The sequence below is a fragment of the Allomuricauda ruestringensis DSM 13258 genome, assembly GCF_000224085.1.
GTDB lineage: Bacteria > Bacteroidota > Bacteroidia > Flavobacteriales > Flavobacteriaceae > Flagellimonas > Flagellimonas ruestringensis.
The window spans coordinates 3,144,815-3,158,523 of record NC_015945.1; the positions used below are offsets into that span (position 1 = coordinate 3,144,815).

The following is a 13,709-nucleotide window of genomic DNA, read 5'->3' on the forward strand; positions in this document are numbered from 1 at the left end:
GCATATGAAAGTACTGGTGTACAGCGCCAAGGATTTTGAGATAAAAGAACTGAAAAAATCCAATGGTAACAAGCATAAGATCAAATTCGTACCCGATACCCTGAACTCCACAACTGCGGTTATGGCAGCTGGGTACGATGCCGTTTCCATTTTTTCAAATGACGAAGCATCTTTGGTGGTTCTGGAGATTCTAAAGGAGCTCGGAGTAAAATACATTACCCTAAGATCAACGGGTTATAACAATGTCAGTGTTAAGTCCGCCAAACGAATAGGGCTTAAAGTAGCCTATGCGCCGGAGTATTCTCCCCACACCATAGCCGAGCATGCGGTAGGGCTATTGTTGGCACTAAACCGTAAGTTGATTCAAGCCAATGCCCAAGTAAAACAGCACAATTTTTTATTGGATGATTTGGTAGGGTTTGATTTGAACGGAAAAACTGTTGGTATTGTGGGAACTGGAAGGATCGGTTCCATTTTGGTGAAAATATTCCATGCTTTCGGATGTAAGGTGGTGGCCAACGATGTGAAACGGAACCAATACCTGGAAAATCATTATGATCTGGAATACCTTCCTTTGGAAGAACTATGCAGAAGATCGGATGTAATCAGTATAAATGTGCCCTTAAATTATGAAACACATCACATTTTTTACGAACCATTGTTCTTGGCAATGAAGCAGGGTGCTTTATTGATCAACACGGCAAGAGGAGGTATCGTAAAAACGGAAGATGTTATCAGCGCATTAAAAGGTGGTCACCTTGGAGGATATGCCACGGATGTTTATGAACATGAAAGGGGTGTGTTCTTTAGGGATAACAGTAAAACAGGATTGAACGATGCGCTTTTACAAGAATTGATCGCATTGCCCAATGTACTTTTAACGCCTCACCAAGCCTTCGCAACCAAAGAAGCCCTTGAAAGAATCGCAGAGACCACCATTTATAACCTTGATTGCTGGGAAGAAGGGAAAATCTGTAAAAACGAATTGGGTTACGAAACCATCTCGTTATAACAAAGGGCTCAACAATTTGGCAAAGCCTTGGGCCAATTTTTTGATCCAAGGCCTCTTCTTGTATTTTTCATAATCTGTTAGGACAATAGACTTTTCGCAATCCTTTAAAAAATCAGATTTCATGCGTTTGCACAGGGCGGCGTCATAAACAAAGACTTGTGCTTCATAATTTTGCTGTAGACTCCTGTTATCGAGGTTTGCCGTACCAATGCTGGCAATCTCATCATCGCACAGCATAACTTTACTGTGCAAAAAACCATCATCGTACAAATAAATTTTGATTCCGGCCTTAAGGTAAGACTCGTAATAGGCCCTAACACACCAGTCCACAAGTTTAATATCTGTACTGGACGACATTAAAATCCTAACATCTACCCCGCTTAGCGCAGCAGTAATAAGTGCTTGTAAAATTGCATGGTTTGGAATGATGTATGGATTAACGATGTAAAGGTATTTCTCAGCACTGTTGATGATGGAAAAATAGGCTTGCTCCATTACATCAAAATCATCATCAGGGCCACTCGGAACTATTTGTAGTGAGGTACCTTTTTGGGGAGCCTTGTACACCTTGAATGCAGCAATATCCACTTTATTTTCACTGGCAAGATACCAATCGCCCACAAAAATCCGGTTCAAATAATCAACAGCCTCACCTTCAATCTTTAAGTGCGTATCGTGCCATTTGCCCAATGCAGGGTCCCCTTTTAGGTACTTATCCGAAATATTGATGCCGCCTGTAAACCCGACCTTATTATCGATTACAATAATTTTTCTGTGGTTTCGGTAATTCAGTGCGCTAAGGAACCTACCAAATTTAAAGGGAAGAAATTGGGCAGTTTCCACTCCGATTTGCTTTAACCTTTTAAGGTATTTTTTACTCAAGGAGTAACTACCGATCCCATCATACAACAATCGCACAGTAACATTTTCAGCTACTTTTCGTTCAAAAACCTCCAATAGCTTATCGGCCAAAATCCCGTCTTCAAAAATGTAATATTGTAGGTGAATGTGTTCTTTGGCTTCTTCCAGCGCCTCAAATATACTTTCAAAGGTGTTCTTCCCATCTTTCAGCAATTCCAAATCATTAAGGCATGTAACGGGGCATTTTGAAGTATTGTTGATTAAGGAAGTTATTTTTTGTTTGTTGGCGGATATTTCTGAATGGCAATGGGCATTTTCCAATTCATCCAAAGGATTAAACTGATTTTTTAAAGAAAACATCTTGCTTTTCCTTCTGTTTCTGCCAAACAAAATATAGAGGAGCGCGCCAGCCACGGGAATGGTAAAAATGGCCAATAACCAGGCTAAGGTCTTGCTGGGCCTAACCCCGTTCAAAAGCAGACTAACAACCATCAACAGGGCAATTATAATATAAAGTCCTATGAGAATAGGTATTAGCATTAACTGTATTGATTCATTAAAATTCATTGACAAGTTAATCAAACTATTTGGGCGATCGAACGCTTCTTTTTAACTAATGGTTTTAATATTTTAAAACGTTTGTAGGATTGATTGTTAAATAAAAATCAATAAAACTGTAACAAATAAGAGAAAAAGGATACAAAAAAGGGATGAAGGTTGCATTTTATTTAAAAAATAACAGTCAACTGTGATATAAATAAAAAATGGCAACGCTTAATTAAGTATTGGAAAATTAAGGTTTTACCTCTTGGATTTTAGGTTAAAATTAACATAAAACTAAAAGAACACTAGTTAATTTTAGAACCCATGGATTCGATTAGACCAATTTTAATATATACTCACCTATTTTTAACTCAAAGTAAATCAAATACTAACTTATGAAAAGAAGAGATTTTGTGCAGTACGCTGGTATGGGTGCAGGGGCAATGATGATGCCCTCGCTTCTTTTGGGGAATGATATTCCTGCAGAAGCATTGCTCGAACCAGGTATGGATACCGTACTTAAAAAGAAAATGGCCGATGTAGCCCTAAATACGGCAAAGTCCATGGGGGCTACCTATGCTGACGCCAGAATAGGAAGATATTTGAACCAATATGTTTTCACTAGGGAAGATAAGGTTCAAAATGTGGTGAACACAGAATCGTTCGGAATTGGAATCAGGGTTATCGCCAACGGAACTTGGGGTTTTTCCTCTACCAATGATGTTACAGAGGATGGCATAAAAAAGGCAACACAACATGCTGTTTCCATTGCCAAGGCCAACTCCAAGATTCAAAAAGAACCTGTTGTTTTGGCGCCAGTTCAGGGTCATGGGGAGGTATCTTGGAAAACTCCGATAAAAAAGGACTTTAAAGAAGTACCCATCTCAGAAAAAGTTGATTTGCTTTTGAATGCAAATGCGGCTGCCATGGAAAACGGAGCCAACTTTGTGAATTCTGCCCTTTTTATGGTGAACGAGCAAAAGTATTTTGCCTCCACCGATGGATCTTACATTGATCAAGACGTACACCGGATTTGGCCAACCTTTAATGTTACGGCCATTGACCGCCAAGCAGGAAAATTCAAGAGCCGTCAGGCATTGAGTGCCCCAATGGGCATGGGATATGAGTATATGGATGGTTTGGAATCTGAAAAATTATCGGGTCCAGAGGGTATCAAATTGTACAACAGAAGTTACGATATTGTGGAAGATGCCACTATGGCGGCAAAACAGGCCAAGCAAAAATTGACCGCAAAATCCGTGGAAGCTGGTAAGTACGATTTGGTTCTTGAACCGAACCACCTAGGATTGACGATTCACGAATCGGTTGGACACCCATTGGAACTTGACCGTGTATTGGGTTATGAAGCCAACTACGCAGGTACCAGTTTTGCTACATTGGACAAATGGGAATCAAAAGACTTTAATTATGGAAGCGACATTGTAAACTTGATTGCCGACAAGACCCAAGAAGGATCTTTAGGTGCCGTGGGTTATGATGATGAGGGCGTGAAAACCAAAAAATGGGATTTGGTCAGAAATGGTACCTTGGTCAACTATCAAGCTATACGTGATCAGGTGCATATGATCGATCAAAACGAATCGCACGGATGCTGTTATGCCCAGAGTTGGGAAGATGTGCAGTTCCAGCGGATGCCCAATGTTTCCTTGGAGCCTGGAAAAGAAAAATATTCCTTGCAGGATATGATCAAGGATGTGGACAAAGGAATTTATATTTTAGGCCGTGGATCGTACTCCATTGACCAGCAACGTTACAACTTCCAGTTTGGAGGAACTTTGTTCTACGAAATCAAGGATGGTGAAATTGTAGGGATGCTCGATGACGTGGCTTACCAATCCAATACCCAGGAATTCTGGAACTCTTGTGTTAAGATCTGTGATAAGGATGACTACAGGTTGTTCGGTTCTTTCTTCGATGGTAAAGGGCAGCCTTCACAGGTAAGTGCCGTTTCACACGGTAGCTCCACATCACGATTCAACGGAGTCAATGTAATCAATACAGGTAGGACCATTTAAGGTTTATTCAAATTAAATAATAAGACAATGGCTATATATACAAGAGAAGAAGCAAAAAAGATTTTGGAAAAGGCGTTGAGTTTTTCCAAGGCCGATGCCTGCGAAATAAACCTAAGTGGAAGTAACAGCGGTAATATCCGATATGCAAGAAATACCGTATCCACTGCAGGATATAGATCAACACAAAGTTTGGCGGTACAATCCAGTTTTGGTAAAAAAGTGGGTACAGCCACCATCGATGAGTTTGATGATGCATCGTTGGAAAAAGTGGTGAGAAGAGCTGAAGAATTGGCTCAATTGTCACCAGAGAACCCTGAGTTTATGTCTCCTTTGGGACCACAGGAATATGATGAAGCGATTACATATAAGGAAGCTACTGCTAATGTAACACCTGAGTACAGAGCTGAGGTGGCCAATAGCAGTATCGTTCCCGCAGCCGCAAAAGATGTAACCGCAGCAGGTTTCTTGGACGATTCGGCCCAGTTTTCCGCTATGATCAATTCCAATGGACTGTTCGCTTACAATCAATCTACCGATGTGGATTTTACCGTAACCATGCGTACCAACGATGGCACAGGTTCCGGTTGGGTGACCAGGGATTACAATGACATCTCCAAGTTTGATGCGGATGAAGCATCAAAAACGGCGATAGACAAAGCAGTAATGTCCAAAGAAGCCCGTGCCATAGAACCTGGAAAGTACACGGTGATTTTGGAACCAGCAGCATCGATTGGCTTGTTGCAAAATATGTTCCGATCTTTTGATGCACGATCTGCCGATGAGGGTAGAAGTTTTATGTCCGCCAAAGAAGGTGGAAATAAAATTGGGCAAAAAATAGTGGACGAACGCGTTAATATTTGGTCAGACCCCTTGGATCCCGATGTTCCCACATCCACTTGGAACGGGGCAGGGCAACCTTTAAAGAAAACCAGTTGGATAGAAAACGGAGTGGTCAAAAACTTGGCCTACAGCCGTTACTGGGCAGAAAAACAAGGCGTAGATCCCGTGCCATTCCCAAGTAATGGGATAATGGAAGGAGGGGACGAAAGTCTTGAGGATATGATCAAGGGCACCAAAAAAGGTATTTTGGTGACACGCTTTTGGTACATACGAAGTGTAGACCCACAAACCTTATTGTACACTGGCTTGACCAGAGACGGAACTTTCTATATCGAAAACGGAGAAATCAAGTTTCCTGTCAAAAACTTCAGGTTCAACGAGAGCCCGATTATTATGTTGAATAATTTGGAATCCCTTGGGCAACAAGTACGTGTCGACGGAAACTTAATACCTTATATGAAGATTCGTGACTTTACGTTCACCAGTCTCTCAGATGCGGTATAACCAAATGAATTGAAACAAACTGGTGGTCAGGTTATCCTTGACCGCCAGTTTTTTATTTTGGCAATGATTTTTTGCCTACGACCCAAATGGCATTGGACAACGAATTCTTTTTTACACGATTACAGTACGAATCAGGAGATTGGGATGTGGATCAGCGTATGCCCTCCAATTTGCTGAATTCCCTTGTCGAGTACACCACGTTAAAGGTGGATACTCAGGAGAAGATTATCACCCTTGCCAGCGATGATATCTTTAAAAGTCCGTTCTGTTATATCTCGGGCCATAAATTGGTTCAGTTCACCAAAAAAGAACGGGAAAACTTTGAGAAATATGTGCGCAACGGCGGTTTTGTGTTTGCCGATGACTGTAACCACGATATCGACGGTCTTTTTGCCAAATCGTTCGAACGCCAGATGGAAGAAATATTCGGGCCAGGAGAACTACAAAAAATTCCCAACGACCACGAAATCTATACCATTTTTTTTGAGTTTGATGATGGTCCTCCCACCACATCCCAAGAACTTAATGGTTGGGGAGATGACCTCGTGCACGATTATCTGAAGGCCATTATAATCAATGGTAGAATTGGCGTGCTTTACAGCAACAAGGACTACGGCTGCGAATGGGATTACGATTTTAGAAACAAACGCTGGTACAAAATTGACAATACCCGGTTTGGGGTGAATATTGTACTATACGCTTTAACCTCTTAACGATACTAATTTGGATAAAGAACTACAACAGATTGCAATTGAAGTAGAAGGGCTTTCCGAAAAGCTGACCGCCCTTAAAAAAGAAATTGGAAAAGTGATCATTGGTCAAGAAGAGACCGTTTCCCAGTTGTTGATAACATTTCTTGCAGGAGGACACGCTTTGTTGGAGGGTGTTCCAGGACTTGCCAAAACATTGATGATACGAACCCTGTCCAACGCCATTGATTTAAAGTTCAAACGGATACAGTTTACGCCCGATCTAATGCCATCCGACATTATCGGAACGGAAATATTGGAAGAGGATCATACTACGGGCAAAAAGTTCTTCAAATTCAACAAAGGACCTATTTTTTCCAATATCATTTTGGCGGATGAGATTAACCGAACACCTCCAAAAACACAGGCAGCACTTTTGGAAGCCATGCAAGAGTTTGAGGTGACCTATGGGGATAAAACCTATGCTTTGGACAAACCGTTCTTTATTCTGGCCACGCAAAACCCCATTGAACAATCGGGAACCTTTGTGCTGCCGGAAGCGCAGCAGGATAGATTCTTGTTGTATATTAAAATAGGCTATCCAACAGACGAGGAAGAAACACAAATTTTAAAAGCCACTACGGGTACCAAAAAGGCGCAATTGAACAAGGTACTTTCAGGGGAAGACATTGTTAGATTGCAACAACTGGTTCGTGAAGTTTCCATCAGCGATGGATTGATTCAATATGTGAGTGATGTAATCCGCGCCACCCGACCCGATACGACTTCGGTCGACTACGTAAAAAAATGGGTGGATTGGGGCGCAGGGCCCCGTGCAGGTCAGGCGATGATTTTGACCGCAAAGGCGAATACACTCTTGGAAGGCCGATTGGCCGTTACGCCGGAAGATTTGCAAAAAGTCGCCTTGCCCGTATTACGACATAGGGTCCTCGTGAACTTTAGGGCGGATGCCGAGGGGATTACCTCTGATACGGTCACAAAAGAAATACTGAAAGCAGTGCAATTAAAGGATAAATAATGGCATCAAGGGACTACCACGACCTTTTACAACCTGAAGTCATCAATACCGTATCGGGCCTCAGTTTGATCTCGCGTATTGTGGTGGAAGGATATACCTCTGGTTTACATCGGAGCAAGAGTGTGGGCCCTGGAATGGAATTCAGTCAATACCGGGGTTATGAACCTGGGGATGACCTTCGATTGCTCGATTGGAAGATGTTGGCCCGGTCAGGTCGGTATTATATCAAACAATCCGAAGTGGAAAGCCATGTCACCGTCAAATTTATTGTTGATGCCAGTGCTTCCATGGAGCACGAAGAGGGCGGTATCTCCAAATTGGAATTTGCTAGGGTAATGGTAGCCTGTTTGTCCCATATGGCTCAAAAGCAAGGAGATTCGGTAGGGCTTTTTGCGCTCAACGAAGATGATTTTGTGAGCATTTATCCCAAAGCAGACCAAAAACATTTTAACCGTTTATTGCTGGAACTGTTGAAGATTTCTACCAAAGGGAAATGGCCCGAACTCAATATTGCATCCAGGAGAATCCACAATAGGGGAGAAAAGGAGTTGGTATTTTTCCTGACGGATATGTACGAGAATGTTTCCGAACTGTCCGATTTTGTAAAAAACCTGAAGACGGCCAAAAATGAGGTGGTGGTTCTTCAAATTATGTCTGGAAAAGAAATGGATTTTGATTATAAAAAATCCGTCACTTTTGAGGATTTGGAAACAGGAGCCAAGGTCAAAGTGGATGTAAACAAAGCCAAAGCAGCCTATTTAAAAGCTTTGAATGAAAAAGTGAATCAAACCAAAGAGCAATTGCTGTCCCAAGGGGTGCATTACCACCTTTTTAGAATGGACAATGACTTGGGAGATGCTTTGCAATTATTTTTAAAAGAACGAATACGATTACAATAAATGGTTTTTGCAAATCCGTCATATCTCTGGGCACTTTTGGGACTTTTGGTTCCCTTGGCCATCCATTTGTGGAGCAAGAAGGAGGCAAAGATCATAAAAATTGGAAGTATCCAGTTGTTGGACGAATCGAATTCTAGGCAATCCAGTAGCATTCAATTGAACGAATGGTTGTTGCTATTGCTACGAATGTTGATAGTTGCATTGGTTGTTTTATTGATGGCAGGCCCACAATGGCGTACCAAAGGCAATCAAAAGCAAATTACTTACCTAGTTGAGACTTCCATTGCCAATGAAGTATCCATCAGCTCTGTTTTGGATAGCTTACAAGAGGATTCCCCCGTTTTTCTATTGAAAAATGGCTTTCCTGAGTGGGAAGATGATGCCGATTATCAATCGGACAAGGAACAGCCCAACTATTGGCAATTGGTTCAAAAAATGGATTCGTTGCGCTCGGATAGTATTGTGGTTTTTACAAAGGCATTGGTCAAAGGAATCAAATCCATGCGGCCCAATACCCAAAAGAAAATACATTGGGTGGTCGTGGACTCCGAAGAAACTCAAGATCAACCTTTGCTGGCCGTTAAACAGGAATCAGCTGTTGAATTGATTACCGCATCCAGTACTGGAAGAGCGACCAAAATAAATAAAGAGTTGTTGGAGGAGGGCTTCAACATCAGTAACGATAGCCTTAGATTACTTTCAGAAGAGCCTCAAACCGTTCCCTTGAAAAAATTGGATACGCTTCGAATCAATTTGTATGTGGAAGACGATTTTGAACGCGAAGGAAAATATATTGAAGCATCGTTTAGGGCATTATCGGCATTTTTAAAGCGTGAAATCGTTATTCACAAAGAAGATGAACCGACGAGTGATCAAGCTAATTTGAACATTTGGTTGAGCAATGAACCTAAGAATAATTTAGAGGGTAAATGGTTGGTCCATCAAGAAAATCCGTTGGCCAAACAATTGATTGAATTATCCCCTCGGGAAAACTTTTTTTACCTAACATCAAAATTGAACCCCAAAAATACGGTAGACCAACACTTGCCCGAACAGTTGCTCAACATTTTGGCATTGGATAAGGATTTAAAAGGTTTAGTGACGAAAATGGATGTAAGACAAATGGACGAAGCTGAACTCAAACCCAATTACGTGGAACCCAAAAGAAAAAGGGAAAGCGCCACCTTGCTTGACGTTTCCCTCTGGGTATTCGCTATTCTCGCTGGACTGATGATTGTTGAACGTTTGCTGTCAAACTATAAAAAACAATGATGGGAGCAGGGGCGATAAAACAATTTCAAAAACGATGGCAGCAATCCAAATATGTGGAAGGGATGCTCTACGCTGTTGGATTTGGTGGTTTTGTGTACTTGTTGACCCAAAATATTTTTTTTGGAATTGTTGGTTTTTTGGTTTCTGCAGGAATTGCTGTTTTTGTTTTAAAACCTTGGGGAATAAGTTCGGAAAATGCAGTGGGTTATATCGACGCTCATTTGCCCCAGGCGGGATTCAGTAGTGGACTATTATTATCACCGGCCAATGAGCTTTCCGACCTGTCCAAATTACAGCAATATCGAGTAGCTTCGCAATTGGAACCTATTTTGTCCCAATTGAAACCGCCTCACAACTTATTGAAGGCTACCCTTGCCATGTTTGGTCTAATTTTTCTAGGACTTGCAGGTAGTTTTATACTGACCAAGTTCGGAAATCCATCGGGAGGAGATTCATCGAATACTGAGCAAATTAGCTTTGCTCCGAAAGATAGCCTAACAAACACGGCCGAAATTCCTGAATTGATACGGACCAATATCACCATTCAATATCCCGGTTACACGAAAAAAGGAACTTCGAATACTTCTGACCCAAATATTAAGGCTGTGGAAGGTTCCAGAATTATCTGGAAACTTGAATTTGATGGCCATGTCCAAGAAGTGGAAATGGATTTGATGGGCGAGCGCATCGGTTTTACAAAAAATCAAGAATCGTATCGGTTGACCAAGACGCTTACTGCATCAGGATTTTATAGTTTCACTTTTAAAGATGTAGATGGAAACGACTACGTGAGCGATCTGTATTCCTTGGAGATGATAACCGATGAACCTCCAATGGTCCAAATTGAAGGGTTGGACAACTACACTTATTTTGAGTTTGATGATGATAAACGTTTGATGCTCAACACCAACATTTCCGATGATTTTGGAATTGATGATGCCTACATTATCGCGACCGTGAGCAAAGGATCTGGTGAATCGGTTAAATTTCGAGAAGAAACCGTGCGTTTTGATAGGGCTATTCCCAAAGGGAATAAACGAATCCAATTGCAGCAGCCCTTGGATTTGGATGCCTTAAAAATGGACCCCGGTGATGAACTCTATTTTTATGTAGAGGCGCTTGACCAAAAAACGCCATCAGCAAATATTGCAAGAAGCGAAACCTATTTTGCCGTGATTCGCGATACCATTGCCGATGCATTTGCTGTAGAGGGTAACTTGGGTGTCGATTTAATGCCGGACTATTTTAGAAGTCAGCGTCAATTGATTATCGATACGGAAAAATTGATTGCCGATAGACCCCATATTTCTGAAAAGGATTTCAAGTTCAGAAGTAACGAATTGGGTTTTGATCAAAAACAATTGCGTTTAAAGTATGGACAGTTTATGGGCGATGAGACCGAAATGCAAGCAGCTGCAGGTCAGGTGTCGAACGTGGCGGGAGAAGTTGATAACGAAGAGGACCATGGGCACGAGGACAATGAGGATGATTTACTGGATGAATACAGTCACAAGCATGACAGTGACAACGAACATAATTTAGTGGCTGAAGGCGACAATCACGAACATGATAATGAAAACGAGGTAGATGATTCGTTGCACGATTATGTGCATAATCATTCAGACCCCGAAGCATCTACTTTGTTTGAAAAATCCTTGAAGGCAAAGCTTCGAGATGCTTTAGACATTATGTGGGATGCTGAACTTCATTTACGCCTTTACGAGCCGGAAAAATCCTTGCCGTATCAGTATGATGCCCTCAAAATAATTCAGGATATAAAAAACAGCTCCAGAATATATGTGCACCGTATCGGTTTTGACCCACCACCAATCAAGGAGGAAAATAGGTTGAGCGGGGATATTGGGGATATTACCAATTTTGATAAAAAGGAAGCGTTTGAATATCAAATGCCCTTTACTTCAACGCGGGAAACCATTGCTCGTTTGGAACGTTTGATTTTAGGTGAAAAGCGGTTTGATGACCGCGATAGCGCCCTTTTTATTGACGCAGGAAATGAACTGGCGCCAAAAGCAATTTCGGAACCGCTCAAATATTTAAAAGTACTTCAGGGTTTACGAGATCTTGAAAAAGTTGCAAATAGAAACAAAGAAAACTTTAAAGCGGTTCAAAAAAACCTATTGGAGGTGCTGCCAGATGTGGAGGACAACCCAATGAAAAAGGCCGAATACCGAGATGATATCAATTTGTTGTACTTAAAAGAATTGGGTGCTTATGAATGATGGGACGGTGCTTGTGAACCAGAATCTTTTGGTGCCCGTGATTTTGTTGGGACTGGTGCTTTGGGCAGTTTTTATCTGGAAAGAATGGTCGCAGCGAAAGGAAAACAGGTTTTGGGTGAAGCTGGTGGTAGCATTTTTGGCGATTGCCTCATTGGCGATGATCGCACTAAAGCCGGGTACTTGGCAAGAATCAACCAGTGGAAAGGGAATTGTTTTAACGGACGGATACCGACCGGCCCAGTTGGACAGTTTAAGATCTATTTACAAGCGAATACAAATAGAAGAATATACCAAGGGAACACCATTGTCAATTTTGAAAGATGTGGATTCTTTGTTTCTTTTGGGTCATGGTTTGGCACCTTTTGATTTTTGGCAAGTGAAGAATGAGTCCGTTGCCTTTTTGGGTGGTGAAGAGGTTTCAGGATGGATGGACATCTCCTATAAAACTGAAATTTCACTGGGCGAAGTATTGTCCGTTAACGCCAAATATTACCAACCAAAAGAGGGACATTGGGCCATTTTGACCGATAATGGAGACAATCCTTTGGATTCCTTGCTTTTTGAAAAAGGACAGGAGCAGGTGTTGCAGTTTAATGCCAAACCCAAGGCAGACGGACAATTTGTTTATCATCTTTTAGAGAAAAATAACAAAGGTAATATTGTGTCCGATGAGCTGCTTCCCATCCAAGTGCTGGAAGGCGAACGCCTGAAAGTTTTGATAGTAAACACTTTTCCCACTTTTGAGACGAAATACCTTAAAAATTTCTTAGCGGAGAAGGGACATGAAGTGTTGGCTCGGACACAGCTTACCAAAGGTAAATACAAGTTTGAGTATTTTAATGGAGCATCAAATCCCATTTATGGTTTTACCAAAGCAAATTTGGAACTGTACGATCTTTTGGTGATTGATACGGATTCCTACACAAGCCTTGGAAGGTCATCAAAAAATGCAATGCAGGAAGCTGTAAAAAACAACGGACTTGGAATTTTTATCCAACCTAATGAAAGTTTGTTCCGGCTTGCCGAGAATGAATCGCCATTACAGTTCAATCGTGATTTTATCACTGAAACTTCTTTGGGTGAGTCAGGGCAAACCCTACAGAAATATCCGTATAGTTTTGAACAGGATGTTCGGGTACAAGAAATTTTGGTGGATTCTTTGGTGGTAGCGGCTTATATTCCTGTAGAAAAAGGAAAAATGGGCACTACGGTGCTTCAAAATACCTATCAGTTGGTTTTAGACGGCAGCGATAGGCTATATGCTAGTATTTGGAGCCAAATTTTGAACACTATTGTAAGGGAGCAAGATAGGGTAGTGGAATGGAAAGCTGTAACCCAAATTCCAAGATCCGATCAACCTTTTGAATTTGAACTTCGTACCTCTTTAAATAATTTGGAGGTCAAAACCGATGGAGGGGCAAACATTCCTTTACTTCAAGATGGTTTGGTGTCCAGTAAATGGACAGGAATTGTATACCCGCGAACAACAGGATGGAGCAAACTAGAAGTTTCCAATGACTCCACTCCCCAGTTTACGTATTACGTTTTTGATGAAGACCAACGTGAATCTGTTACAAGGTCAGGAACCTTGGAAGCCAACCTTCGCGAATTTGGAACTCAAAACAATTTTAGCACTTCGGTTTCGACATCAAAAAAGACCTTAAAACCCATATCCCCGTTTTGGTTTTATGCGTTACTTCTATTGTGTTTGGGTTGGTTATGGTTGGAGCCTAAGCTGTTTAAACAGGCTTTTTGAGATAATTATGAAGTGGTT

The 13,709-nt window shown here is 41.5% G+C and carries 10 protein-coding genes; 9 read left to right on the plus strand and 1 reads right to left on the minus strand.

The features are described from left to right. The first annotated feature begins 4 nt into the window (after window positions 1-4). On the plus strand, window positions 5-1,012 hold the full coding sequence (locus MURRU_RS14155) for a 2-hydroxyacid dehydrogenase (protein ID WP_014034160.1): 1,008 nt from the start codon (window positions 5-7) through the stop codon (window positions 1,010-1,012). Here MURRU_RS14155 and cls read toward each other — a convergent pair. Beyond that, the gene (gene cls, locus MURRU_RS14160; RefSeq protein WP_041801575.1) at window positions 1,007-2,413 is read right to left on the minus strand and encodes a cardiolipin synthase; all 1,407 of its coding nucleotides are present in this window, start codon (window positions 2,411-2,413) and stop codon (window positions 1,007-1,009) included. The genes MURRU_RS14155 and cls overlap by 6 nt on opposite strands. Before the next feature lie 398 nt (window positions 2,414-2,811). Between cls and MURRU_RS14165 the strand changes: the two genes are divergently transcribed. The 8 genes from MURRU_RS14165 (at window position 2,812) to MURRU_RS14200 (ending at window position 13,691) form a co-directional block, all read left to right on the plus strand. Beyond that, a complete protein-coding gene (locus tag MURRU_RS14165) occupies window positions 2,812-4,452 on the plus strand; it encodes a TldD/PmbA family protein (protein WP_014034162.1) in 1,641 nt (546 codons plus the stop codon). 27 nt (window positions 4,453-4,479) lie between these two features. After that, window positions 4,480-5,796, plus strand: coding sequence for a TldD/PmbA family protein (locus tag MURRU_RS14170; RefSeq protein ID WP_014034163.1), 1,317 nt, complete (start codon window positions 4,480-4,482; stop codon window positions 5,794-5,796). Between the two features lie 92 nt (window positions 5,797-5,888). After that, window positions 5,889-6,509, plus strand: a complete 621-nt coding sequence (locus MURRU_RS14175) for a DUF4159 domain-containing protein (protein WP_041802089.1) — start codon at window positions 5,889-5,891, stop codon at window positions 6,507-6,509. 10 nt (window positions 6,510-6,519) lie between these two features. Beyond that, window positions 6,520-7,524 carry an AAA family ATPase gene (locus MURRU_RS14180; RefSeq protein WP_014034165.1) on the plus strand — a complete coding sequence of 335 codons (1,005 nt, stop codon included), beginning with the start codon at window positions 6,520-6,522 and terminating at the stop codon, window positions 7,522-7,524. Further along, window positions 7,524-8,423, plus strand: coding sequence for a DUF58 domain-containing protein (locus MURRU_RS14185; protein WP_014034166.1), 900 nt, complete (start codon window positions 7,524-7,526; stop codon window positions 8,421-8,423). The genes MURRU_RS14180 and MURRU_RS14185 overlap by 1 nt, the downstream gene beginning before the upstream one ends. Continuing rightward, on the plus strand, window positions 8,424-9,695 hold the full coding sequence (locus MURRU_RS14190) for a BatA domain-containing protein (RefSeq protein WP_014034167.1): 1,272 nt from the start codon (window positions 8,424-8,426) through the stop codon (window positions 9,693-9,695). Continuing rightward, a complete protein-coding gene (locus MURRU_RS14195) occupies window positions 9,692-11,935 on the plus strand; it encodes a hypothetical protein (protein WP_041801577.1) in 2,244 nt (747 codons plus the stop codon). Before MURRU_RS14190 ends, MURRU_RS14195 begins: the two co-directional genes overlap by 4 nt. Next, window positions 11,928-13,691: a hypothetical protein gene (locus MURRU_RS14200; RefSeq protein WP_014034169.1), complete on the plus strand. Its 1,764-nt coding sequence runs from the start codon at window positions 11,928-11,930 to the stop codon at window positions 13,689-13,691. The genes MURRU_RS14195 and MURRU_RS14200 overlap by 8 nt, the downstream gene beginning before the upstream one ends. The last annotated feature ends 18 nt before the right edge of the window (window positions 13,692-13,709 follow it).